This is a genomic window from Flavobacterium sp. W21_SRS_FM3 (assembly GCF_052113625.1).
Classification (GTDB): domain Bacteria; phylum Bacteroidota; class Bacteroidia; order Flavobacteriales; family Flavobacteriaceae; genus Flavobacterium.
This window is the reverse complement of record NZ_JBGQOD010000013.1, coordinates 16,698-42,881: the sequence shown is the minus strand read 5'-3', so window position 1 is coordinate 42,881 and position 26,184 is coordinate 16,698. Positions and strand designations below refer to the sequence as shown.

25 protein-coding genes and 1 tRNA gene are annotated in these 26,184 nt (G+C 34.0%); 7 read left to right on the top strand and 19 right to left on the bottom strand.

Annotation, left to right across the window (positions count from 1 at the left end):
* The first annotated feature begins 49 nt into the window (after positions 1-49).
* From ACEN2K_RS14800 to ACEN2K_RS14785, 4 genes are all read left to right on the top strand, one after another.
* A complete protein-coding gene (locus ACEN2K_RS14800) occupies positions 50-454 on the top strand; it encodes an HYC_CC_PP family protein (protein ID WP_441760105.1) in 405 nt (134 codons plus the stop codon).
* A gap of 77 nt (positions 455-531) precedes the next feature.
* The gene (locus ACEN2K_RS14795) at positions 532-2,544 is read left to right on the top strand and encodes a TonB-dependent receptor plug domain-containing protein (RefSeq protein ID WP_441760104.1); all 2,013 of its coding nucleotides are present in this window, start codon (positions 532-534) and stop codon (positions 2,542-2,544) included.
* A 19-nt stretch (positions 2,545-2,563) separates the two neighbouring features.
* Positions 2,564-2,905: a heavy-metal-associated domain-containing protein gene (locus tag ACEN2K_RS14790; protein WP_441760103.1), complete on the top strand. Its 342-nt coding sequence runs from the start codon at positions 2,564-2,566 to the stop codon at positions 2,903-2,905.
* A gap of 199 nt (positions 2,906-3,104) precedes the next feature.
* Positions 3,105-3,788: a DedA family protein gene (locus tag ACEN2K_RS14785; protein WP_441760102.1), complete on the top strand. Its 684-nt coding sequence runs from the start codon at positions 3,105-3,107 to the stop codon at positions 3,786-3,788.
* Between the two features lie 124 nt (positions 3,789-3,912).
* Here the strand turns inward: ACEN2K_RS14785 and ACEN2K_RS14780 are convergent, their stop codons facing one another.
* From ACEN2K_RS14780 to mraZ, 17 genes are all read right to left on the bottom strand, one after another.
* Positions 3,913-4,332 carry a CBS domain-containing protein gene (locus tag ACEN2K_RS14780; protein ID WP_441760101.1) on the bottom strand — a complete coding sequence of 140 codons (420 nt, stop codon included), beginning with the start codon at positions 4,330-4,332 and terminating at the stop codon, positions 3,913-3,915.
* A gap of 124 nt (positions 4,333-4,456) precedes the next feature.
* Positions 4,457-5,275, bottom strand: coding sequence for a zinc-dependent peptidase (locus tag ACEN2K_RS14775; RefSeq protein WP_441760100.1), 819 nt, complete (start codon positions 5,273-5,275; stop codon positions 4,457-4,459).
* Between the two features lie 101 nt (positions 5,276-5,376).
* Positions 5,377-5,450: transfer RNA gene (locus ACEN2K_RS14770), tRNA-Arg, on the bottom strand.
* Positions 5,451-5,501: 51 nt separating this feature from the next.
* The gene (locus ACEN2K_RS14765) at positions 5,502-5,951 is read right to left on the bottom strand and encodes a GatB/YqeY domain-containing protein (protein WP_441760099.1); all 450 of its coding nucleotides are present in this window, start codon (positions 5,949-5,951) and stop codon (positions 5,502-5,504) included.
* 308 nt (positions 5,952-6,259) lie between these two features.
* Positions 6,260-8,221: a cell division protein FtsZ gene (gene ftsZ / locus ACEN2K_RS14760; RefSeq protein WP_441760098.1), complete on the bottom strand. Its 1,962-nt coding sequence runs from the start codon at positions 8,219-8,221 to the stop codon at positions 6,260-6,262.
* A 58-nt stretch (positions 8,222-8,279) separates the two neighbouring features.
* Complete coding sequence (ftsA, locus tag ACEN2K_RS14755) at positions 8,280-9,656, bottom strand: cell division protein FtsA (protein ID WP_441760097.1); 1,377 nt, start codon at positions 9,654-9,656, stop codon at positions 8,280-8,282.
* 6 nt (positions 9,657-9,662) lie between these two features.
* On the bottom strand, positions 9,663-10,385 hold the full coding sequence (locus ACEN2K_RS14750; protein ID WP_441760096.1) for a cell division protein FtsQ/DivIB: 723 nt from the start codon (positions 10,383-10,385) through the stop codon (positions 9,663-9,665).
* Positions 10,372-11,721, bottom strand: a complete 1,350-nt coding sequence (gene murC / locus ACEN2K_RS14745; protein ID WP_441760095.1) for a UDP-N-acetylmuramate--L-alanine ligase — start codon at positions 11,719-11,721, stop codon at positions 10,372-10,374. Before murC ends, ACEN2K_RS14750 begins: the two co-directional genes overlap by 14 nt.
* A 67-nt stretch (positions 11,722-11,788) precedes the next feature.
* Positions 11,789-12,880, bottom strand: a complete 1,092-nt coding sequence (gene murG, locus ACEN2K_RS14740) for an undecaprenyldiphospho-muramoylpentapeptide beta-N-acetylglucosaminyltransferase (protein ID WP_441760094.1) — start codon at positions 12,878-12,880, stop codon at positions 11,789-11,791.
* A gap of 34 nt (positions 12,881-12,914) precedes the next feature.
* Entirely contained in the window at positions 12,915-14,204 is a 1,290-nt protein-coding gene (locus tag ACEN2K_RS14735; protein ID WP_441760093.1) for an FtsW/RodA/SpoVE family cell cycle protein, read from the bottom strand.
* Between the two features lie 39 nt (positions 14,205-14,243).
* Entirely contained in the window at positions 14,244-15,575 is a 1,332-nt protein-coding gene (gene murD / locus ACEN2K_RS14730) for a UDP-N-acetylmuramoyl-L-alanine--D-glutamate ligase (RefSeq protein WP_441760092.1), read from the bottom strand.
* Between the two features lies 1 nt (position 15,576).
* Positions 15,577-16,806, bottom strand: coding sequence for a phospho-N-acetylmuramoyl-pentapeptide-transferase (gene mraY, locus ACEN2K_RS14725; RefSeq protein WP_441760091.1), 1,230 nt, complete (start codon positions 16,804-16,806; stop codon positions 15,577-15,579).
* A 6-nt stretch (positions 16,807-16,812) separates the two neighbouring features.
* Positions 16,813-18,276 carry a UDP-N-acetylmuramoyl-L-alanyl-D-glutamate--2,6-diaminopimelate ligase gene (locus tag ACEN2K_RS14720; protein ID WP_441760090.1) on the bottom strand — a complete coding sequence of 488 codons (1,464 nt, stop codon included), beginning with the start codon at positions 18,274-18,276 and terminating at the stop codon, positions 16,813-16,815.
* Positions 18,273-20,276, bottom strand: a complete 2,004-nt coding sequence (locus ACEN2K_RS14715; protein ID WP_441760089.1) for a penicillin-binding protein — start codon at positions 20,274-20,276, stop codon at positions 18,273-18,275. The genes ACEN2K_RS14720 and ACEN2K_RS14715 overlap by 4 nt, the downstream gene beginning before the upstream one ends.
* Positions 20,267-20,614, bottom strand: coding sequence for an FtsL-like putative cell division protein (locus ACEN2K_RS14710; protein WP_441760088.1), 348 nt, complete (start codon positions 20,612-20,614; stop codon positions 20,267-20,269). The genes ACEN2K_RS14715 and ACEN2K_RS14710 overlap by 10 nt, the downstream gene beginning before the upstream one ends.
* A gap of 8 nt (positions 20,615-20,622) precedes the next feature.
* Entirely contained in the window at positions 20,623-21,531 is a 909-nt protein-coding gene (gene rsmH / locus ACEN2K_RS14705) for a 16S rRNA (cytosine(1402)-N(4))-methyltransferase RsmH (RefSeq protein WP_441760087.1), read from the bottom strand.
* Positions 21,506-21,979, bottom strand: a complete 474-nt coding sequence (mraZ, locus tag ACEN2K_RS14700; RefSeq protein ID WP_441760086.1) for a division/cell wall cluster transcriptional repressor MraZ — start codon at positions 21,977-21,979, stop codon at positions 21,506-21,508. The genes rsmH and mraZ overlap by 26 nt, the downstream gene beginning before the upstream one ends.
* A gap of 388 nt (positions 21,980-22,367) precedes the next feature.
* Between mraZ and ACEN2K_RS14695 the strand changes: the two genes are divergently transcribed.
* Both ACEN2K_RS14695 and yihA read left to right on the top strand, forming a co-directional pair.
* A complete protein-coding gene (locus ACEN2K_RS14695) occupies positions 22,368-23,132 on the top strand; it encodes an alpha/beta fold hydrolase (protein ID WP_441760085.1) in 765 nt (254 codons plus the stop codon).
* 42 nt (positions 23,133-23,174) lie between these two features.
* The gene (gene yihA / locus ACEN2K_RS14690) at positions 23,175-23,795 is read left to right on the top strand and encodes a ribosome biogenesis GTP-binding protein YihA/YsxC (protein WP_441760084.1); all 621 of its coding nucleotides are present in this window, start codon (positions 23,175-23,177) and stop codon (positions 23,793-23,795) included.
* Positions 23,796-23,919: 124 nt separating this feature from the next.
* Here yihA and gldC read toward each other — a convergent pair whose 3' ends face one another.
* Both gldC and gldB read right to left on the bottom strand, forming a co-directional pair.
* On the bottom strand, positions 23,920-24,261 hold the full coding sequence (gldC, locus tag ACEN2K_RS14685; protein WP_441760083.1) for a gliding motility protein GldC: 342 nt from the start codon (positions 24,259-24,261) through the stop codon (positions 23,920-23,922).
* Positions 24,261-25,217 carry a gliding motility lipoprotein GldB gene (gldB, locus tag ACEN2K_RS14680; protein ID WP_441760082.1) on the bottom strand — a complete coding sequence of 319 codons (957 nt, stop codon included), beginning with the start codon at positions 25,215-25,217 and terminating at the stop codon, positions 24,261-24,263. Before gldB ends, gldC begins: the two co-directional genes overlap by 1 nt.
* A 99-nt stretch (positions 25,218-25,316) precedes the next feature.
* Here gldB and nadE point away from each other — a divergent pair, with 99 nt between their 5' ends.
* Entirely contained in the window at positions 25,317-26,117 is an 801-nt protein-coding gene (gene nadE, locus ACEN2K_RS14675; RefSeq protein WP_441760081.1) for an NAD(+) synthase, read from the top strand.
* Positions 26,118-26,184: the final 67 nt, after the last annotated feature.

The window sequence follows — 26,184 nt, the reverse complement described above, 5'->3', positions numbered from 1 at the left end:
TAGAACCGTATTTGACTCATAAATTATAATAATTGTTTAATTTTGCACAATGAAGTCTAAAAAGCACATTAGTTTATTTTTGTCATTTTTCCTGTTGGTTTCCAACTTAGGACTGGCATTTAATGTACATTATTGTGGTGACCAGATTTCCTCTGTAACTGTTGAAACGATCAAAACAGTTCAGCAAGTTGAGAAAAGTTGTTGCGGAATTGTAATTGAGAAAAAAGATAGCTGTTGTAAAAACAAAATTGTTTTAACACAGAAGAAAGTTGATCTTTCTATCATCAAAACATTTTCATTAGAAACCAATTCTGCCTTTATACTTCCTCAGCACAATTTAATAATTCCTTCAAAAAAATTAGTCTTTAAAAAAGAAAGCAGCGCAACTTACTTTTGTGACGCTAATGCCCCACCTTTTTTCAAGCTATACAAACAATACATTTTTTACGCCTAATTACTTTGTTTTTTTTTTACAAGAGCAGATTGTCTTTTGATAATCCTAATCACTATTTAAAACATTATAATTACTCGATGAAAAAACAAATTACAATTCTTTTATTGTTGTCATTTTGTTCTTTTAACACCTATTCGCAAGATACTTTACAGGAAATAAAAGTCAAAACAGCTCGTAAAAGCATCAAAAAATCATACACTTTAACTTCTAACACTACCACGTTAACCAGTAAAGAGCTTCTCAAAGCAGCTTGCTGTAACTTGGCAGAAAGCTTCGAAACAAATCCTTCTATTGATGTTAGTTTTTCAGATGCATTAACCGGAACTAAACAAATCAAAATGCTAGGACTAACCAGTCCTTATTTAATGATTACAGAAGAAAACATCCCGTCAGTTCGTGGTGCTTCACAGGCTTACGGCTTATCCTTCACACCGGGAACATGGGTAGAGAGTATTCAAATCACTAAAGGAGCTGGTTCTGTGGTAAATGGCTACGAAAGCATTTCAGGCCAAATAAATACCGAATTAATTAAACCTATAAGTGATATTCCGTTTTTCTTGAATGTATACGGCTCAACAGATTCTCGATTTGAGGTAAACACGCACTTTAACAAGAAAATTTCAGAAAAATGGGCAAGCAGTTTGTTTGTCCACGGGAACAGCCGCATTGCTAAAAACGATATGAACGATGATGGTTTCTTAGACAATCCACTAGCTAAACAAATCAACATTCTTAATCGCTGGCAGTATACCGATGCGCAAAAAGGTTGGGTAAGTTTTGTGAATTTGCGCTATATGAATGATAAAAAACAAGCTGGAGAAGTAGACTTTGACCCAGAAAGAGATCGAGGAACGACCAACTTATGGGGATCTGAAATAAACACGGAACGCATTGATGTTTCTACAAAGTTGGGATATGTTTTTCCTGAAATGCCCTACCAAAGCATCGGTTTTCAAAATGCTTTTAACAGTCATAAACAAGATTCTTACTTTGGTTTAAAACAATATGATATTAACCAAAAAAGTTATTATTCTAATTTGATCTTTAATTCTATAATTAGTAATACTAGAAACAAATTTGCCACCGGACTTAACTTCGCCTATGACAACTACTCAGAATTCGTCAACACTACTGATTATAGCAGAATTGATAATTCTGTAGGAGCATTCTTTGAGTACACCTATGACAACACTAACAATTTTAGTCTTGTATTAGGAGGCCGCATAGATAATCATAATCGCTTGGGTACTTTTATTACTCCAAGATTACACGCAAGATACAATCCCTGGGCTAAGGGTGTTTTTCGATTCTCAGCAGGTAGAGGGAAACGAAGCGCCAATATTTTTGCCGAAAACCAACAGCTTTTCGCAAGTAATAGAAGTTTTTCGATTTTAGATACTGATGGAAAAACTTATGGCTTAAGACCTGAGATCGCTTGGAATTACGGCATGAGTTTCATGCAAGGTTTTTACTTATTTAATAGAAGCGGAGACATTGGTTTTGATTTTTACCGAACCGATTTTAAGAATCAAGCAGTTGTTGATTTATTTACTGGCCCTCAAGAAGTAGCCTTCTATAATTTAAACGGAAAATCGATTGCCAATAGTTTACAAATCGAATTTAACTACGAGCTAGCAACTAATTTGAATCTGCGGACTGCTTACAAATACTACGATGTCAAAACTGATTATCAAAGCGGTACCTATCAAATTCCATTACAAGCTAAGCACCGTTTCTTTGGAAATTTAGGTTACGAGACAACTGCAACAGCAAAAAACAAACAGTGGAAATTAGATTACACCTTGAATGTGTTAGGAAAGCAACAGTTACCCAATACAGCATCAAATCCAGAAGCCGATCGTATGCCTGAATTCTCTCCTTCTTTTGCAGTTATGAACACACAAATAACACGTGTTTTTTCTTCTACATTTGAAATCTACATTGGTGGAGAAAACATTGGAAACTACAAACAAGAAAAAGCAATTCTAGGAGCTGATAATCCTTTTGGCTCTAATTTTGATGCTTCTATAGTTTATGCTCCTATTTTTGGGCAAATGTATTACGCGGGACTACGATTTAAAATTAAATAATCTATTAAAAATTAACAATATGAAAAATTCAATAGTATTAATTCTCCTAGTATTTCTAGGTTGGAACACACAAGCACAGGAAAAGAAAAACAAGAATGCTCGTTATACCGTAGCAGTAAACGGCAATTGTGAACAATGTAAAAAAAGAATAGAAAAGGCAGCTTTCAACGTCTCAGGAGTAAAATCAGCGATATGGGATGTAGACAGTCACGAACTACAACTGATAGTAAACGAAGAAAAAACAACACTATTAAATGTTGAAAAAGCAGTTGCCAAAGTGGGACATGATACAAAAACAGTGAAAGCTACAGATAAAGACTACGCGGGTCTACACAGTTGTTGCTTGTATGAAAGAGAATAAATTAAGTAGCCCTAAAGTTCAACTTTAGGGTTTCTTTTTTCACACTTCTGCTATTGAAATTAAGAAACCCATTTTTATTTGGTTACAACTAAATAGTCGCAATAGTTAATTAAAATTTAAAAGGAATCAATAAATTGTTCTTGATATAAATAATACTTACTTTCACGCACAAAATATTTTAGCATAAAACCACCTTAGAATGAACAGTTTTGATTGGAAAAATTTAATTGACCCACTTTTTTATATTCACTTTGATGTGAATGGTATTAAACTAGGGATATATATCGTATTATTCATTGTATTTGCTGAGACTGGGCTATTCGCAGGTTTTTTTCTACCTGGTGACAGTCTGCTTTTCCTTGCAGGAATTTACAACCGTGAGTTGATTGAAAACGTATTATTTATTGAAAGTGATTTTATTAACGTAGTGTTACTATCAACGATGGTCGCGCTGTCTGGAATCTTAGGTAATATTGTAGGATATTGGTTCGGATCTAAAAGCGGATATTATTTATACAATAAAAAAGACACCTTTTGGTTTAAGAAAAAATACTTGGTTCAATCAAAAGATTTCTTCGAAAGACACGGCGGGAGAGCAATTATTTTTGCTAGATTCCTACCAATATTTAGAACTTTTGCCCCGATAGTTGCAGGTATTGTTACCATGGATAAAAAGAAATTCATGTTTTTTAATGTGGTGAGTTCTTTCCTATGGTCGTTTACTTTAATTTTTGCTGGGCACTATTTATATGGTTTTTTACTTGAAAAGTATAACATAAACCTGAAAGAACATATTGAGTTAATTGTTATTGCCTTAGTGGTAATCACTTTACTACCTGTACTTCTTAAATTTGCCAAGAAAACAACTTTGACTGAAGAATAATTATTCAAAATAAAATCAATTCTTAAAATCCTGACTAATAAATTTAGTTGGGATTTTTTTTGCTCGATTCAAACCGTCAGCTATTTTGTTACACCTTGACAGCCGCTTAAGAGTTCATTCCCATTTAAAACTGATCAATCAAATATTTAATCAAATCTGTGGTGGTAACAATCCCTATCAACACCTTGTCTTTACAGACAGGCAAAGCATGGAATTCATTTTTAGACAGTATTTCAGCCGCTTCTTTAATAGTAGTTTCTGGATTGATGACAACCACTTCCTTCACCATGACTTGCGCTAGACTAAACATGTTAAAAACTACAGATTCTACATTTTCCTCATCGCTGTCTGCCGCATCTGCATAAGACACCCTCAACAAATCAGTGTAGCTTAGCAAGCCCACAATCTCCTCTTTATTAATTACTGGGATGTGTCTAATCTTGTGCTCTTTAAACAATTTCTCAGCTTTAGTCAAATCATCTGAAAGGTTTAATTTAATTATATTCTTTGACATTATCGTAGATACAGGCACATTTTGTTTCATAATCACTTTCTTTTTAATTTACCTTCAATTTACAATTAAATATCCAAAAATATAACCAAACAATACCTAATCAATATTTTAAAACCGAACTTTCGTTAGAATGCAAGAATACACTTAAATACATTTACGTATGCATATCTGATTCATTGAAATTAATCATGCTTTTTACAATATTGTACAGCTCTGGAAATTCCTGTTTAAAAGTGGAACTTGTCTCAAAAAAGTGTTCTAAAACAACTGCTACAAACTCAATCTGGTTTGTGAAAGCATAGATTCTAAAATACGAAGATGCAATTAGTTGTTTCACAATTTCAGGACGTTTAAGATATTCCCTTAATTTATCATAAGCATCAGCAAAAACAATACTACTTTGATCTCTACTTTTCAGTCCATGAAAGTGCAAAGCATGTGAAAACTCATGCAGACCGAGGTTCAGGTTATCCCTAGAACTAGAGTAACCTTCCTGAAAATCTTGCCATGAAAAAACTAAGGTTTTTAGTCGAGGATTGAACTCCCCCTTATGATATTCTTGATTTACAGTCGAAAAATAAGATTGAGGATAAACAATAATCTTATTAAATACGTCTATTAAATAGTAGCGCATGCCAAATGTTAGCATTACAAAAGTAGCCGCAATAAGTACCTTGCTTTGATCAGTAACAACATAGCCATCTTTACCATAAAAAGGATATTTTACAATAAATGTAGCTACTCTATGCTCAAAATACTGCTTCCTACTAGCATTTAGCTTACGGTAGAAAACAAACTCATCATGAAGTATCTTCTGTTGAATTGTAGTTAGTTTTCTCGAATAAGGATACCAATGTACATATAAAGGTTTATTGAAAACCAGCACATAAAAAGGTTCTACAACTACTTTCAAAGCCAGAACTAGTAAAAAAATAGCCAAACCGGAAATTATAAATAATTGAAGTATATTCATATTAGATGTTCTGAAATTCTTACTTAAAAAGCTCTTTATAAAAAAAGCGACAAACTTGCTAAAGTGATTTTAACAAATTTATCGCGATTATAATTTTAATGTGGCCGCGACAGGGTTCGAACCTGCAACCCTCAGAGTCGAAATCTGATATTCTATCCAGTTGAACTACGCAGCCATTATAAGGTAAATGGCTCCAAAAAAAGACTATTACCTTATGAGTATCTTATTAAACTAAAAGCTTTTTTACAATTGAAGAAATTGTTTTTCCTTCAGCAGTTCCTCCTAGTTGAGCAGAAGCTAAGCCCATAACTTTACCCATTGATGCAATACCAGAAGCACCTGTCTCAGCAATTATTTTTGCAATTACAGCCTCTATCTCAGCTTCGCTCAATTGAGCAGGTAAAAACTTCTCTATAACAGCAACCTGAGCTAATTCTGGCTCTACTAAATCCATACGATTTTGTTCTGTAAAAATTCTAGCGCTTTCTTTACGAGTTTTCACTAGTCTTTGAAGTAATTTAACCTCGTCTTCTTCTGAAATTTCTTCTTTAGAACCGGAAGCTGTTTGCGCTAACAAAATCTCCGATTTAATAGCTCTTAAAGCTTCTAGTGCAACAGTATCTTTAGCTCTCATAGCGATTTTCATTTCGTCCATGATTTTTGTTGATAAGCTCATATGTTTTTTTGTTTATGTATTTGTATTCTTTTAATAATAGTCGGTGTCTTGTACAACGCTGTTGTCTTGCCCCAGATGGGAATGTAAAGCCTTTTTTATTTTAAAAACACTTTTTTTCTTGTTCTTAAAAAGCGACCGCAGGAAGCTCTTTTAAGAATTTAGAAAAATTGTTTTTTATAAAAAAGCTTGAAAGGACAGCTGGACTAAGGCTCAAATAAGCAATACTGACTATTGTGCGAAGTTAAAATAAAAAACCCGAAAATTAAATTTAATTTTCGGGCTAATTTATTTATTTGATTTCAAATAAACTAATCTACATTGTCATGTAAATAAGAATTGTTTGAACGCAATTGTAAATCGTTATTACTGTCAGTCCCTACAGAGATTCTAGAGTTTGTATTGTTAGGTTGGTTATTTGAAATATCTATACCTAATCTTTTATAAGCTGGCTCTTTCTCGTATTCATCAATTTTAGAAACATTGTTATGAAACTTGTAATTGAATTCTTTTAATTTCTTACGTCTTTCATCCGCTCTTAAACGTAACGTTTCTTCGATAGTCATTTCCATAGGCGAAATTTCCTCAAATTTTGAGTCCGCTTCTGTTGATTTTTCTACTTGCTTCATAGTAATATTTAGCTCAGCAGGTACTACTTCTTCTACCACTTTTGCAGTTGGTTTAGAAGAAATAAAATCATTTTCAGCCTCCATATACTCTTCAAGAGAATATTTGATAATACCTTTATCAGTCAACTCTGTTACTGGAACAAATTGTACTGGTTGGTTTACTTTAATCTCGCGCGTTTCATTTGTTAATTCAAATAAAACTTCATTTTCTTCCACTTTAGCAACGGGTTCAGGCTTCGATAATGGTAAATCAAACGAGAACGTAGTTTGCTCTTGTTTTTCGGCAACCTTTGGTTGTTCCACTTGTTTAGCTACCGTTTCATTAGAATTATAAATTGTGAAATCACTCTCTTTCATAGGAGAAACAATTTCAAAAGTTACATCTAGGTTTTTAATAAACTCAGACATAGCCATCAAATCCTCATTTCCCGCAACTGGAACAGTAGGAACTACTGGTTCTGGAGTAGCAACAGCTTGGGGCGTTACTTCTTCATCCTCTAATAAATCAAAAACAACTCTATCATCAGTACTTGGCTTTGACGCTTCAATATTTGGTTCGAAAGCCGGTACTTCATTTTTACTTAAATTGTAAACACTTCTTTGTTCATCCTCTAAAGTATGAATTATTTTTTGTGGTTCTGTATTAACAATTCCGTTTTGTTGTTCAATATCAAAACCAGTAGCGATAATAGTTACTGCAATTGCGTCACCTAAAGTTTCGTCTTCACCAACCCCCATAATAATGTTGGCATTGTGACCTGCTTCATTTTGGATGTGATCATTGATCTCTCCAATTTCATCTAAGGTAATTTCATTTGAGCCAGAAACGATGAGCAACAATACGTTTTTAGCACCAGTAATTTTATTATCGTTCAATAATGGAGAGTCTAAAGCAGAAACAATTGCTTCTTTCGCTCTATTTTCACCTTCAGCATTTGCTGATCCCATGATCGCAGTTCCACTGTTAGACAATACAGTCTTAGCATCACGTAAATCGATATTTTGAGTATAGTGATGTGTAATTACCTCTGCAATTCCTCTAGAGGCTGTTGCCAATACTTCATCAGCTTTAGAAAACCCAGCTTTAAAACCTAAATTTCCGTATACTTCTCTTAATTTATTGTTGTTGATTACAATAAGTGAATCAACTTGTTTGCGTAATTTTTCAATTCCAATTTTAGCTTGTTCTTGACGCACTTTACCTTCAAATAAGAAAGGAAGTGTCACGATACCTACAGTAAGAATTTCTCTTTCTTTAGCTAATTGTGCAATTACCGGCGCAGCACCAGTTCCAGTACCTCCACCCATTCCTGCAGTGATGAATACCATTTTAGTATTTCGATCTAACATTTTTTCAATGTCAGAAATGCTTTCAATAGCTGATTGCTGACCTACATCAGGATTTGCTCCTGCTCCAAGTCCTTCAGTCAAGTTTACACCTAATTGAATTTTATTAGGAACCGCACTGCTTTGTAATGCCTGAGAATCAGTATTACATACAATGAAGTCTACCCCTTTAATTCCTTGCTTAAACATGTGGTTTATCGCGTTGCTTCCGCCTCCACCTACACCAATTACTTTGATTACATTTGATTGGTTTTTTGGTAAATCAAATGAAATACTTCCAAATTCTGAGTTGCTCATCTTTTATTTGGTTTTTGATATTAATTATTAATTGTTGTTTTATTTGTTTGGGTTTCCCCTATTCTGCGTTGTCTAAAAAATCTTTAATCTTATCTACATAACGATCAAAAAATGATCTTTTAATTTTATCTCCTGTAGATTCTTCTTTCTTCGCATTCGTATGTATTTCTTCGTCTTCTATGTCCTCTTGAACAGGAATTTCTCTCTCAATAACTGGGCTTCTATAAACCGGTTTTGGAGGAGCGACTTCATCCATTCGTACAGCGCTTTGTGTTTTATTTTCAATGCTATTCATTACTAATCCAACAGCTGTGGCATATAATGGGCTTGAAAACTCTTCGTCAGAATCTCCTGCTAAATGCTCATTTGGATATCCAATTCTAGTATCCATTCCCGTAATGTATTCTACCAGTTGTTTGATATGCTTCAATTGCGCACCACCACCTGTTAATACAATTCCCGCGATCAGCTTTTTGCGTGGATCTTCATGACCATATGCTTTAATCTCAGTAAAAACTTGTTCCACTATTTCTACCACGCGAGCATGAATAATTTTTGACAAGTTTTTAAGCGAGATTTCTTTTGGCTCTCTACCTCTTAACCCTGGAATAGAAACTATTTCATTGTCTTTATTTTCACCTGGCCAAGCAGAACCAAATTTCACTTTTAGTAACTCAGCTTGCTTTTCAATTATAGAACAGCCTTCCTTGATATCATCTGAGATTACATTTCCTCCAAAAGGAATCACTGCCGTATGACGAATAATTCCATCTTTAAAAATGGCTAAATCTGTTGTTCCACCACCAATATCGATAAGCGCTACTCCAGCTTCTTTTTCTTCTTGACTCAAAACTGCATCCGAAGATGCTAAAGGCTCTAAGGTCAATCCAGACAATTCGATACCTGAACTTTGAATACAACGACCTACATTGCGTATAGAAGATGCTTGTCCTACGACAACATGAAAACTAGATTCTAGTCTCCCTCCATACATTCCTATAGGCTCCTTAATTTCAGACTGCCCATCAATTTTGAATTCTTGTGGTAACACATGAATTATTTCTTCCCCTGGCAACATGGCCAGTTTGTTTACCTGATCTATTAGCAATTGTATATCAGCACCACCTATAACTTCTTCGGGATTATTTCTACTGATATAATCTGTGTGCTGTATACTGCGAATATGTTGTCCAGCAATACCAACAACAACATCTTTAATTTTATAACCTGAATTATTTTCAGCTTCATGTATTGCTTGTTGAATAGACTGTATAGTTTGAGTGATGTTGTTAACAACACCTCTAGCTACACCTAAACTTTTAGATTTTCCAACCCCTAAAATTTCAAGTTTACCATACTCATTCTTTTTACCTATCATGGCAACAATTTTGGTTGTCCCAATATCTAGACCCACTGCAATGTTCTCTTTTTCCATTATCTATTATTTAGTGCAAACTACTTGTTTTGTAAATCTGAGATCTATTTTCTTATATTTATATAACGAACTATCTAAAACTGCCTTCTGAAAAAAGGCTTTGTAATCTTGAAATTTTCGTTCAACATTTACCATTCTACCAAAATCAATTTGATAATCAAAATTTCTATTGAACATTTTTAAGCTACCATTAGGCATAATTTGTATTGCAATGATGTTTTTTTTCAAAAAATCATCGTCATAAATCACACGAAATAATGTGGCTAATTCTTCGTTATTTTTTTTATTTATCACCCCAGAAACAAGTGGAACTCTTGCTGTAAAATTATCTGATAACGGCATAGTACCCCCTTCATAATCAACATAAAAAGAGCGTTCCCCATCAAAAACCCTAGCAATTGGAGTCTTTTGTTTTACTACTGCTTTTAGGACACCATCAATACTTACAAACACATCTGATTGTTCAATCATAGCGTTTGAATCTAAGGTTTCTTCCAGCTTATTCAAATCTAAATTAAGTTTTTGAATCCCTGAAGCATTCTCATTTTTTTCTATTAACAATTTATTAACCGTTTCGCGCTTTAAAAAAAGAGCGTTATCTCCTACAAAAACAACCTTCGTTTTTGATAATTTTCTGTTTTGATTTCGCTTTGAAGTGAAGGAAAACAAGAAAATAACCAAAACGACCATCAGAAATAATCGAATATTTGACCAATTAAATAGTTTCATATAATGCTTCTTTAATTGTTGATACCATTTCTCCAATATCTCCCGCTCCAATTGTGACGATAACATCAGCATCACTTGCTAAAATAGCCTGAACTACATGATCTTTTGACAGTAACTTTTTATTTTCATTAATCATTTTACCCAACAACCAATCAGAAGTTACTCCTTCCATTGGAAGCTCTCGAGCTGGATAAATATCCATTAAAATAACTTCGTCAAAATTAGAAAGACTTCTGGCAAAATCATCAGCAAAATCCTTAGTTCTACTAAATAAATGCGGTTGAAAAACAGCCAGAACTTTTTTATTAGGATACAGTTCTCTAACTGCCTGATGAACAGCATCGATTTCTGTGGGATGATGCGCGTAATCATCAATATAAACTAATTTCTCAGTTCGTATTTGATATGAAAATCGCCTTTTTATTCCTTTAAATGAAGCTAAGGCTTTTGCAATGGCATCGGTTGGGGTGCCGAAAATATTTGCCATTGCAATAGCCATTAAAGCGTTCATTAAATTGTGTCTTCCTGGCAAAGCAAACTGAAAATCGGGAAGAATTCCATTTGGGGTTTGCACATCGAAAGTATAACTACCGTTTTCTATTCGTACATTAAAAGCCTTATAAACAGCTTTTTCATCGATAGCCACAGTAACACCTTCTATATCTAAATCAGTAGTTATAAACAACTTTGATTTGTCTTTAATTTTATTAGCAAACTCAACAAAAGAAGCTTCTATTGCATCACTAGTACCATAGATATCTAAATGATCCGCATCCATAGAGGTAATGCAGGCTACGTCTGGATAAAGATGCAAGAAGGAACGATCAAATTCATCTGCTTCAACAACAGTAACTGATTTGCCGCTTCCTATTAAATTCGAATTATAATTTTCTACTATTCCGCCAATAAAAGCGGTAACATCAGCACCACTTTCAAATAGTATATGACCTAAAATACTTGAGGTTGTTGTTTTACCATGTGTTCCTGCAACAGCAAAACAAAAAGTATCCTTAGTAATCAAACCTAAAACTTCCGCTCTTTTTTTGACATGATAATTTCCTTCTAGGAAAAATTTCCACTCTGCATGCATTTTAGGAACTGCAGGAGTGATGATGACCAATGTGTTTTCTACTGAAAAGCTTTTCGGAATCAAATCAACATTATCTTCAAAATGAATCGAGATACCATTTGCTTCCAGTTCTTTGGTCAAGGCAGTTTGAGTTTTATCATAACCAGCAACTTGCTTACCCATATTGTTAAAATAGCGCGCAAGATTACTCATTCCGATTCCTCCAATCCCAATGAAATAGACGTTATGTATTTGATTTAAATTCATATATTTTTATATTGATGGTATTAGAACAAGACATTGATAGCACCAAACACCCTGCCAACCCACCTACTTATTTTCTTATTAATTTCACAATTTCATTAACTATTTCCTTAGTTGCTTCAGGCTTAGCCAATTGTTTGATGGTAGCACCCAATTCCTTTTGTTTGTTTTCATCCAAAAGCAGTTCTTTAAAAACCAACCCAAATAATTTATCAAGTTCAGACTCCTTTATCATTATTGCACCGCCTTTATCAACAATTGCTTTAGCGTTTTTTGTTTGGTGATCTTCAGCAACGTTTGGAGACGGAATAAACAGTACGGGTTTACCAATCATACATAATTCTGAAACTGATGAAGCGCCTGCACGAGAAATGATGATATCTGCCACAGCATATACATAGTTCATTTTTTCAATAAAGGCCACAACCTTCACCTGATCACTATTGTATTTTTTATAGTCGTCGAAATACAACTTTCCGCACTGCCAGATAATTTGAACATTTTGCTCTAAAATAGTATCAAGCTCCTTCGCTATTAGCTGATTAATTCTTCTAGCTCCCAAGCTACCTCCTAGAATTAAAAGTGTTTTTTTAGTTGGATTTAAATTGTAATAAGCCATTGCCTCCGACTTTTTATCTTCAACATCTAATAAATCTTGACGAACAGGATTACCGGTTACATGTAATTTTTCTTTAGAAAAAAAACGCTCTAGATTTTCATAAGCCACACAAATGGAGCGCGCCTTTTTACCTAACAATTTATTGGTGATTCCTGGATATGAGTTTTGCTCTTGAATCAATGTGGGAATCCCCATCATATTAGCCATGTGCAATAATGGTCCACTCGCAAAACCTCCTGTTCCAATCACCACATCTGGTTTAAAAACCTTTAAAATACTACGAGATTTTAATAAACTATCCATTAATTTAAATGGAAACATTGCATTTTTAATATTAACTTGACGTTGCAATCCCGCAATCCACAATCCTTTGATTGCATAACCTTCCTGCGGTACCTTTTGCATTTCCATTTTATCCTTGGCACCCACAAAAAGAAATTCGGCATCTGGAAAGCGCAACTTTAACTCATTAGCAATAGCAATAGCAGGGTAAATATGCCCTCCAGTTCCACCACCGCTTAATATGAATTTATACTGTCTCATTAATTTATTTAAATTTTACTCTTTTTTAACTTCACTATCTATTCAAAACTGCATCCATAGGGTTGCTCGCTTTGTCTTGTATCGAATAATTTTCTTCCTTTTCAATTTCTGAAGCTAATTCAGCATCAATTAATTTTTGAAGTGCTTCTTCTCTTTTAGCTGCAACCTTTTGTTCTTCTACAATTTCTTCTTCTTTCTTAGTCACACTAATAATTATTCCTAGAGCAAAACAGGTCATCCAAATAGAACTTCCTCCACTACTAATCAATGGTAATGTTTGCCCGGTAACTGGTAATAATTCTACAGCAACCGCCATATTAATCATTGCTTGAAATATCATAGGAAAACCAAGGCCAATGACGACTAATTTTCCAAATAAACTATTTGCTTTATGAGAAGCGATTACAAACCGAAACAATAGTAAAAGATACAATCCTAATACCCCTAAACCACCTACTAATCCATATTCCTCAACAATGATAGCATAAATAAAATCGGAGGAAGATTGAGGCAAAAAGTTTTTCTGTACACTTTTACCTGGTCCTAGTCCGTATATCTTACCCGATGCTATTGCAATTTTTGCTTTTTCAATTTGGTAATCATCTTCATCTGGTTTGTCTGTAGTAAAGTTTTCAATACGACTACTCCAAGTACTTACCCTACTAAAGAATCGAGAATCTGGAAATGCTTTACCAATAAGTACAAAAAAGGTTAACGCTACAATTCCCGAACCAACAATAAACCCAATATACTTGATAGGATATTTACCTATAAAAACTAACATAATAACCATTGAAAATATCAATGCTGTAGTTGAAAAATTGGCTGGCAATATGAAACCCAACGTAACAAATACAGGCAACCATAATTCTTTCAAAGATTCTTTAAAGTCAATTTCTTGTTCTCTAGTTTTTGATAAATACCTTGCCACATATATAAATAAAACTAATGACGCAAGTGTAGAAGTTTGGAATGTAATTCCTACGAAAGGTATCTGAATCCACCTACTTGCATTTGCACCTGCAATTACAGTTCCTTTAATTAAGGTGTATGCCAACAATATCCATACAACCGGCAATCCTATTTTAGAGATCGCTCTAAAATAATGATAAGGCACTTTATGAACCCAATAAATAATTAAAAACCCAATACATATATGAGCCAAATGCTTTACTAAATACCCTAAGGTATTTCCTGTTCCATGACCCAAATAAGCTAAATTACTACTAGCACTAAAAACAGGCATAAACGAAAACAAGGCCAATAAGGCCACAAATGACCAAATTCCTTTATCTCCTTTTAAACTATTTATTAGTTGTTTCATATTTGCTTATTTTTTATGCTTTTTTTACTTCTAAGAAGCTTATAAATTGTGTACCGACTGCTTGAATTGCGTTCCTCTATCTTCGTAATTTTCGAATAAATCAAAACTGGCACAAGCTGGTGATAATAAAACTGTGTCTCCTTTTTCAGTTAATCTTTGTGCCATTTTTACAGCATCACTCATCGTGGTAACTTCCACCATGATGTCAACTACGTTACCAAAAGCATCAATGATTTTTTTATTATCTATTCCAAGACATACAATAGCTTTAACTTTTTCTCTAACCAAGGACATCAATTCGTTATAATCATTTCCTTTATCAACACCACCTACAATCCATACTGTTGGTGCATTCATACTATCTAATGCAAAGAAAGTTGCATTAACATTAGTTGCTTTAGAATCGTTGATATATTGAACATTCTGAATTTTCAATACATTTTCAAGACGGTGTTCTACACCTTGGAAATTAGATAAACTCTCACGTATTGTTGCTTTTCTAATTTGCATTAATTTTGCCACAGAGGTTGCCGCCATTGCATTTTTCATATTATGTTTACCTTCTAAAGCAATAGTTTCTGTTTCCATTTTAAATTCTTCTTGATTGATTGATACTTCCATTATGTTATTTTTTATAAATGCACCTTCATCAAAAGTTTTCGTCAGTGAAAAAGGTATTAATTTTGCTCTTGTTTTGTTGTTCTTTAACCATGTTGCAATGGCTTCATCATCTGCGTCGTAAATGAGGTAATCTTCCTCTGTTTGATTCATCGTTATTCTAAACTTAGAATCAATATAGTTCTCATATTTGTAATCGTATCGATCTAGATGATCTGGGCTTATATTGGTAATTATGGCTATATGTGGCTTGTAATTCACAATCCCATCCAATTGAAAGCTACTCAGCTCTAAAACATAGGAATCATAAGCATCATCAACTACTTGCCAAGCAAAGCTTTTCCCAATATTACCACCAAGTCCTACATTTAATCCCGCTGACTTTAATAAGTGATAGGTTAACATTGTTGTGGTTGTCTTACCATTGCTTCCTGTGATCCCTATGGTAACTGCTGTTGTAAAAGGTGCTGCGAACTCAATTTCGGAGATTACAGGAATTCCCTTCTCTAGCAATTTTTTTACAATTGGCGCTTTTTCTGGAATTCCAGGGCTTTTCATTACTACGGTTGCATTTAAAACTTTACTTTCCGTATGCTGCTCCTCTTCCCACGCTATGCCATTATCATTAAGAACTTGCTTGTAATTTTCTTTTATTTTTCCAAAATCAGATACAAAAACATCGTATCCTTTTTCTTTTCCTAGAATGGCTGTCCCCACTCCGCTTTCTCCTCCACCTAGTACAACTAATCTCATGCTATCTTAATTTTAAAGTAACAATTGACAATATGGCTAACAATATGGCTACAATCCAAAATCGCGTGACGATCTTACTCTCATGGTAGCCTTTCTTTTGATAATGATGGTGCAAAGGCGACATTAAAAATATTCTTCGGCCTTCGCCAAAGCGCTTTTTGGTGTATTTAAAATAACTTACTTGCAATACTACAGATAGGTTTTCGACTAAAAACACCCCACATAATAAGGGTATCAACATCTCTTTTCGAACAGCAATTGCTAGTACCGCAATGATTCCTCCGATAGTTAAACTTCCAGTATCTCCCATAAATACAGAGGCAGGATAAGAATTGTACCATAAGAAACCAATTAAGGATCCTACAAATGCCGCAATGAAGACGGTCATTTCCCCAGAATTAGGGATGTACATAATATTTAAATAGTTGGAGAAAATAATATTACCAGATACGAAGGTAAAAATCGCGAGCGCAAGCACAGAAATAGCGGAAGTTCCTGCTGCTAAACCATCAATTCCATCCGTCAAATTAGCCCCATTTGACACCGCGGTAATAATAAAAATGACTACAGGAATAAAAACCAACCAAGCCCATTTTTCATATCCTTCACCTGTCCAAGCTAATAATTCAGCATAATCAAATTCGTTATTTTTAAAAAACGGAATGGTCGTAGCCGTCGACTTCTCCTCTACTGGAGCTTGACTCACTACATAACCAGAAGTAACTTTAAAAACATCACTTTTACCAGTATCTGTTCTTACGGTTACACCTTGATGAAAGTACAATACTATTCCAACGATTAGACCTAAACCTACTTGTCCAACAACTTTAAAAATCCCCTTAAGTCCTTGTTTGTCCTTCTTGAATATTTTGATATAATCATCTACAAACCCTATAGTTCCCATCCATAATGTTGTCACAATAAGCAACACTATATAAATGTTATGCAATTTGGCAAACAATAAAACAGGTAGCAAAGTGGCAAATATGATGATGAGCCCTCCCATTGTAGGTGTACCCGCTTTTTCATTTTGTCCTGCTAAACCAAGCTCTCTAACTGTTTCTCCAACTTGCTGGTTTTGTAAAAACTGAATAATTCTTTTACCATAAATTGTAGACAACAACAAAGACAAAATAAAAGCCATTGCAGATCGAAAAGTGATGTATTGAAAAACTCCAGTTCCAGAAACATTCAATGTTTTGTCTAAATATTCAAATAAATAATACAGCATATATCTCTATTTATGGAGTTGTTCTAAAATTTCTTTTACAATTTGCATGTCATCAAAATCTTGACGAACACCTTTAATTTCTTGATAGGTTTCATGACCTTTTCCAGCAATTAGTATAATATCATTTGGCTGAGCCAATTGACAAGCCGTTTTAATAGCTTGCTTTCTGTCTGTTATTGCTAACACCTTTTTATAATTTTGAGCTGCAACTCCTACTTCCATTTCACTTATTATGACATCAGGATCTTCATTTCGTGGATTATCAGATGTTAACACCGCTTTATCACTCAGTTCTGAAGCGATACTTGCCATAATGGGACGTTTTGTTTTATCTCTATTCCCTCCACAACCTACAACTGTAATTAGCTGCTCATTTTTAGTTCGAATATCATTGATGGTTTTAAGAACATTCTCAAGGGCATCTGGCGTGTGGGCGTAATCAACAATCGCTGTAATATTTGATGTCGAAACAATGTATTGAAATCTTCCAGAAACGCTTTCAAGGTTAGACAACAGGCGAAGTGTTTCTAAACTATCCATGCCTAATTCTATGGCTGTTCCATAAATAGCCAACACATTATAAGCATTAAAAGTCCCAATGAGTTTTACCCAAACTTCGCTTCCATTAACTTTTAAAAGCAAACCCGACAATTGATTCTCTAGAATCTGGGCTTTATAATCAGCATATGACTTTAAAGCATAGGTGCATTTTTTAGCTGCGGTATTTTGCAATAGTACTGTTCCGTTTTTATCGTCAATATTAGATAATGCAAAAGCTGTTTTTGGCAGATTATCAAAAAATGACTTCTTCACATCCCTGTATTCTGCAAATGTGGGATGGTAATCTAAGTGGTCATGTGATAAATTAGTAAAAACACCACCTACAAAATGAAGTGCTTCTGTTCTTTTTTGATGAACGCCATGAGAACTCACTTCCATAAAACAGTATTCAACTCCTGTTGCAATCATTTCATTTAAGTAATAATTGATCGTTAACGAATCTGGTGTAGTATGAGTAGCCTTATATTCTTTGGTGTCCACCATAATCTTCACGGTAGATAGTAATCCGACTTTAAAACCTGCTTTTTGAAACAATTGATACAGTAAAGAGGCAATAGTGGTTTTGCCATTTGTCCCTGTAATACCCACTAATTTCAATTTGCGAGAAGGATTATCAAAATAATTGGCAGCCATAAAAGCTAAAGCCTTGTTTGTATCTTCTACTTTTATAAATGTGATGCCGTTTTGTAATATCTCAGGGAACACATCACATACAATTACTTTAGCACCTAGTTCTATTGCTTTTTCAATATAATCATGCCCATCAGAGATTGAACCACGAATCGCAACAAAAACATCATTTGCTTCAATTTTTCTTGAATCAAATTCTATTTTATTCACAGTACAGTCTGTAGAACCATGTACTGCTTCAATTGCTACTTTGTATAATATGTCTTTTAGTATACTCACAGTAATTCTAATGTTATCGTTGTGTTTTTAATTATATCTTTACCTGCCTGCAATGATTGCGTCTTTACTTTACCCATACCCACCGCTTTTACTTTGATGCCTAAATTCTCTAACAAAGCAATTGCGTCCATTCCCGGCATTCCTTTAACATTTGGAATTATTTGCTGTGGCTTTTGCAACTTGGCGTAATAGGTATTGTAATTTGCATCCTGCTTAGGGATACTCTTGTTTAGATTTTTAATTTCATTTGTTGAAGGCACATCCGTAAAAATCTTTTGTGCAATTCTCTTGAAAACTGGCCCCGCAACATCGGCTCCATAATAATTATTTTTTACAGTACTTGGTTTGTGAACTACTACGATGCAGGAATACTTAGGATGATCCGCTGGAAAGTACCCAACAAAAGAAGAAGCGTAATATAGTCCTGAACCGTCTCTTTTTCCATAATTTACCTGAGCAGTTCCTGTCTTACCAGCCATAGAAAACTCTTTGGTATACAATTTAGAGCCTGTTCCCTTTTTAACTACGTTAGCCAAAACTGCTTTCAACTTTAGCAATGTTTCTGGTGAACAGATTCTTGGATTAATTACTTCTCTGTCTATTTTCTTGATCGTTTTATTCCACTCTTTAATCTCAGATACAAACTGAGGCTTTACCATTACACCATTGTTTGCTACTGCATTATAAAATGCTAATGTTTGCATAGGCGTTACTGAAACTCCATAACCAAAAGCCATCCAAGGCAACGAAATATTAGACCAGTTTTTATCTGTAGGTTGTGGGATATAAGGCCTCCCTTCTCCTTCAAAATCCATATGAAGTCGTTTATTAAGTCCATATGAATTTACATGGTTAACAAATCGAGAAGGATTGTCCTTATAATTATCATATACTGCTTGTACCATTACCGTATTCGATGATAATTCAAAGCCTCTAGCCAACGATATTTTACCGTAACCGCCTTTATGCGAATCGCGAACAGCTTTACCCGAATAACGAATTTCTCCACCAAAAGTGTTATAAACTGTACTTGTATCTGCCACTTTATCTTCTAGAATAGCCATCAAATCAACTAATTTAAATGTTGATCCTGGTTCGTGAGATTCTGCAACAGCATAATTAGTCGTCTCGTAATAGGTACCGTCTTTTGCTCTTCCTAGATTAGAAATTGCTTTGACATGACCTGTTTGCGTCTCCATAACTACGACACAACCATGTTCTGCCTCAAATTCTTCCAACTGTTTCAATAAAGCATGGTGTGCAATATCCTGAATGTATACATCAATAGTTGAAATCACATCGTATCCATCTTGAGGATCCACTTCATTCACATCTCTTATAGGCTTCCACTGTCCTTTGGCAATTTTCTGTTTAAGAATTTTACCATCTTTACCGTTTAAGTATTTTCTATAGGCCCATTCAATTCCTTTTCCATCAAAAGTTCCATTAGGAGTTTTTCTTTCATACCCAATAGTACGCTCCGCAATTTTACCAATCGGATGTTCTCTTACGGTTTTCTGTTCGACAATTATACCACCTTTATAAGCTCCTAACTTAAAAAGAGGAAAACCTTTGATCTTAATGTAATCTGTATAACTTAAATCACGAGCAATCAAATAGTATCTATTATTATTAGCCCTCGCTTTTCTTAATTCGTTTTGATAAAAACTACTAGGTTTGTTTAAAACCGTAGCTAATGAATCTGATAATGAAGCTACATTTTTCTCAAATACCTCCGCTTTTGGTGCCAAAGCATCAAAACGGATTTCATAATTAGGTATTGAAGTCGCAAGTAAACTCCCGTCAGAAGAATAGATATTCCCTTTATTAGAGGGAATAACAAAATTCTTAACCGTTCTTTCTTTTGCTAATTTTCTATAATAATCCCCTTCAACCCATTGAATATTAGTCAACTTGACAGCAATCGCAATTGCCATTATGAAAATAGCAAATGCAACCAGATAGATTCTGTACGATATGTATTTATCCTCTACTGCCATATTTTTTTAAGGAAACTTTTTCCCTCTTCTTTTTTTACTTTTATCTTAACCGGGGGAACTGTTGATGGAAAAATTTCTTTTTCAACCATCTTTTCAGATACTGTAGACTCCATTCTCAATTTCATCAACTGAGAACGCCTGTCAACAAATTCAGAGCGCAATTCTTTTACTTCAGTGGTGAGTTCAGCTATTTTAAAAACCTTTTGCTCAAATCGCTGCGTATTTGCAATCATAATAATTGCCAATAGAATCAAAAAAACTATAAAGCGCCAGTTTTTCATCGCATCATCATCGATAAGGAACCTCGCTTTAAGTATGTTATAAACTCTATTTTTCATCTATCTGATTATAGCTTTTCAGCAATTCTCAATTTTGCGCTTCGTGCTCTATTATTAACTTTTATCTCTTCATTATTAGGAACTATTAATTTCCCAACCAGCTTAAATGGAACCGAGAAATTACCAAAAAAATCTCTTTCTGGTTCTCCCTCAAACATGCCGTTTTTCAAAAATCTTTTAACCAATCTATCTTCTAAAGAGTGGTAAGAGATCACACTCAGTCTGCCTCCAGGATTTAAAATTTCAAGTGACTGTTCTAAAAATTCTTTTAACACATCCATCTCTTGATTTACTTCAATACGTATCGCCTGATAGATCTGAGCTAATATTTTATTACGAACTCTTTCCGGTAGGTATTTAGCCAGTACTTCTTTTAGCTCATCTGTTGTTCTAATTGGCTGAAGCTCTCTTGCTTCTACTATGGTTCTTGCTAATACAGGTGCATTTTTTAATTCACCATAATCTAGAAAGACCCTTCTTAAATTAGCATCATCATATTCATTGACCACCTTATAGGCATTCAAATCATTTTTCTGACTCATTCTCATATCAAGCTCGGCGTCAAAACGTGTTGAAAAACCTCTTTCAGGAACATCAAATTGATGCGAGGAAACACCTAAATCTCCTAAAATTCCATCAACTGACTTTACTCCGTAAAAACGCAAAAAACGTTTTAAATACCTGAAGTTTTCATTGATAAGTACAAAACGGTCATCAGGCAAAGCATTAGCAAGCGCATCTTCATCTTGATCAAAGGCGAACAATTTACCGTTTGGCCCCAACCGACTTAAAATCTCCTTAGAATGTCCTCCACCACCAAAAGTCACATCAACATATATTCCATCAGGCTTAATATTTAAACCATCTACAGATTCTTTAAGTAAAACCGGATTATGATATTCCATTGTCGTCGTCATTTAAATTTCCCATTACATCTTCTGCTAAATCAGCAAAATCAACATCTTCTCCATTGATTGATTTCTCGTATAAATCTTTGTCCCAGATTTCAACAATATTTACTGCCGATGAAAAAACCACATCTTTAGCAATGTGAGCAAATGACACTAAATCCTTAGGGACTAATAACCTTCCTAATGAATCAATTTCTACCATTTTAACACCTGCCGTAAACCTGCGGATAAAATCATTATTTTTCTTAACAAACCGATTAAGCTTATTAATTTTTTGCATCATCAAGTTCCATTCTTCCATTGGATACAACTCTAAACAAGGCTGAAATACAGAACGCTTCAAGACAAATCCATCTTGAAGTGAAAGCGCCAACTGCTTTTTAAGAGGCGCTGGCAACAGCACTCTCCCTTTAGCATCGACCTTACATTCGTATGTTCCAACTATCGTATTCAATGAATTAATTTTAAAATTGATTTAAAGCAAAAATATAAAAAATTTTACCACATTTTACCACTATATCCCACTTTGTTGATAAGTTTACCCACTTTCGATCGAAAAGCCTTAATTTTTAGACTGTCAGACTGTTAGCTTCTTTACCATTAAGTTGTAGGATTATTCAACTCTATGAAAAACTGAGATAATAATCTGCAAGAATTTAACTTCAAAATTTTATTATTTACAATCAAAAAAAGACAAGCTCTTATGGATTTCTCTGATTTTTAACCCAACTCTAATTAAAAAGCTTTGGGAACGAAATAAATCCTCAAAAAATGTTTACAAAAATTCTTTTTAATGTATTAAATCCTATATTTGTGAAAATTGAAAATTCGCATATTTAAACATGGAAAAAAACTATAAGAAAGAAGGTAAATACAGCTATTATGAAGCTGGCGAAGGAACACCTATTGTAATTTTACATGGTCTAATGGGAGGACTTAGTAATTTTGATGCTGTTGCCAGTTACTTTTCTGAAAAAGGGTACAAAATAGTTATTCCAGACTTACCAATTTATACCCAAAACATTCTAAAGACTAATGTCAAAAATTTTGCTAAATACGTTAAAGACTTTATCACTTTTAAAGGATTTGATAGAGTAATACTTTTAGGAAATTCATTAGGAGGACATATCGCATTGTACCATACTAAAATGTATCCTGAAAAAGTTGCAGGATTAGTGATTACAGGTAGCTCAGGCCTTTATGAGAGCGCAATGGGAGACAGCTACCCTAAAAGAGGCGATTACGAATACATCAAAAAGAAAGCAGAGGACGTGTTCTACGACCCAAAAGTAGCTACACCAGAACTAATAGACGAAGTTTACGCATCAGTAAATGACCGTATCAAATTAATAAAAACGCTTACTATTGCTAAAAGTGCCATACGTCACAACATGGCAAAAGATTTACCAAAAATGTATGTTCAAACTTGTATCATTTGGGGTAAGAATGACAAAGTTACACCTCCAGATGTTGCAGAAGAATTCAACAAGTTACTTCCTAACTCAAGTTTATACTGGATCGATAAATGCGGTCATGCTGCGATGATGGAACAACCAGAAGAATTCAATCGCTTGCTTGAAGAATGGTTAAACAAAACAAATTTATAAGCAATCTCCTCCTTAAAAGAAGAGAACTTAAACACAGATACCATGAAAATTAATACTGCCGAGTTTGTAATTAGCAATTCAGATGTTTCTAAATGTCCAAAGGATCATTTACCTGAATATGCGTTTATAGGTAGGTCTAATGTAGGAAAGTCATCATTAATCAATATGCTGACCAACCAGAAGAAATTAGCTAAAACATCCGGAAGACCTGGAAAAACACAGTTAATCAATCATTTTTTAATAAACAACAATTGGTTCTTAGTTGATTTACCAGGATATGGTTATGCCAAAGTTTCTAAGAAAACTAAATCTGTTTTTCAACAATTTATTACTGATTATTTTGAAACTAGAGAGCAATTAGTATGTGCATTTGTTTTGATTGATATTCGCCATGAAGCACAAGCTATCGATGTAGAATTCATGTCATATATGGGAGAAAGCGAAATTCCGTTTTGCATTATTTTTACGAAAGCTGATAAAATTAGTAAAGTTAAAATCGACTCACATATTGCCGCATATAAAAAGAATATGTTTGCCAATAACTGGGCAGAGATGCCACAATACTTTGTAACCTCCGCAACAGAATCCTTAGGAAAAGAAGAACTGCTAGGTTATATTGATGAGGTTAACCAAGAAGTTTTTAAAAACAGTAGTCAGTTTTAAAAAACACAAAACATTTAGCAATATTTGGTTTATTTAAAACAACTCCTTAAAGATTTAGAAAAAAAATCTATTACAAAATAGAAAAAAGAGCTACTCGATATAGTAGCTCTTTTTTTATTATAAACTAGTTCCCACTCTTTAACTCTAATTTTTCAGCAAAATAATCACAAAAATCCTTCATGGTATCTGCCATTTTCTCATCACCTGTAGCTCTATGAAAAGTGTCTGACATGGCTACTAATGTTTGATGAAAGAAAATTTTCATCTCATCAACAGGCATTTCCTTTGTCCATAAGTCAATACGCATACTTTCTTTGGCTTTACTATCCCATACCGATAACATAATTGCTTTCGCTTCTTCTAACTCAACTCCACCATCCTTAGCTGACCATAATAATTTTTCTGGCACACGATTTTCATCTAGTTCTACTAAGAATTTAATTTCTGATCTATTTTTTTCTGACATTACTTTTTAGGTTTGTATTTTGATTTTTCAAATATTTCTTTTGGGCTTGTACTTAATAATTCCTGCAAAGATACTTTATTGTTCTCCATAAACGAACGTACAATTTGCCAACCAACCCAAGCGCCCACTTGGCCAGGGCTTTCATTGTCAATTTCTAAGTAAAATTTAGAAAAGGGTGCTGGATTTATAAATCGAGAACTCAATTTTTGATCGTCACTATACAACATTTCTTTCTCGATAAAATAGCGCCACATATAACTTTCATTTTCTTCACACCATTTTATTTGCTCCTCTGTATACCCAATTTTATCAGCATCGCTATATTCAGGAAGCAATAAATCTTTTAGGTATAACTCCTTACCTGAGGTTACCATTCTCGACAGGAAATTTTTACTTGTAGCAGGAGGGATTTTTCTCAACGAAAAACTAGAAACAACATCTGGCATTATATTTTTCTGTTCAAAATTCTGCTTAAGATAATTAGGGAATTGGTAAAATCGATGTTCCTTACCCAAATACATTTCGAGAGAAATTATCAGTAAACTATCTGCATATATTACTTTATTATTATAATCCATCTCAGAGATAACCGTAATTACTTTAGGTGTTTTCGTTTGAGGAAAATAGTACTTTATGTGTTTTAACAAAGTCGTTAAATCCTTTTGTACAGGTTCAAAATCGCTGTATTTTTTTTGAACCTCTGCGTACAATTCTCTCCATTGTGGATCTTGCATTTTTGATAACCAAACGTCGTCATCATTTCCTAGAGGAAAGAAGTAGGGAAAGGCTTCTTTTATCTTAGGTAAATCAGCAGTTGGTGTTTCAAAAAATATTTTATCAAAGCGCTTCACTTCGATTTCAATAGGAATTTCGGCAACAGCCTTCTCAATTTTATTTTTCTTACCACAAGATATAAAAAAGAAGCACAGAACTAGCAGATAAAGAGATATTTTCATTTTTTTTAATTAAATTTGCCTAAGAAAAATCAGTCAAAAAAGTACAGTACTTTTTGATTTTGCAAATATACATTCCTCCTTTTTAAAAGTTAAACTATTATGGCTAAAAAAAGTACTCTTCAAGTTGAAAAAGTTAATATTCATATTGTAAACTGGTTAAAAAGCTATGCTGAAAACGCAAAAGTTAACGGATTTGTAATTGGGATATCAGGCGGTATTGATTCGGCGGTTACATCAACCTTGTGTGCGCAGACTGGTTTTAAGGTTCTGTGTGTCGAAATGCCCATTCATCAGCATGACAGTCATGTTAGCCGAGCACGTGAACATATAAAACAGTTAAAAGAACGTTTTCCTAATGTTTCTAGTATAGAAGCAGACTTAACCTCTCTTTTTGAGTCTTTTAAAAGTATTGTTCCTACGGATTTTGAAGAAAACAAATTACACCTTACTCTAGCTAATACTAGAGCCCGTTTAAGAATGACCACTTTATACTATTTTGCTGGTGTGCACGGGCTATTAGTTGCAGGTACAGGAAATAAAGTTGAAGACTTTGGTGTGGGTTTTTATACTAAATATGGTGATGGCGGAGTAGATTTGAGTCCTATTGCTGATTTAATGAAATCAGATGTTTTTGCCTTAGGAGCCTATTTAAAAGTTCCACAATCCATTTTAGACGCTACACCTTCTGATGGTTTATTTGGAGACGAGAAATCAGATGAAGAACAACTAGGTGCCAGCTATGATGAGCTAGAGTGGGCTATGCTTGCTGAAGAACAAGGGTTATCAGATGAAAATTTTTCAGAAAGAGAAAAAATAGTTTTTGCAATCTATAAAAGATTAAACAAAATCAACCAACATAAAATGAATCCCATCCCCGTTTGTTTAGTTAATCGAGATTAATAGCCGTTTATCCTAAAAAATTGATTTTTCACATTTTTTTAACTAGATTTAGTAAATCATTCCAACA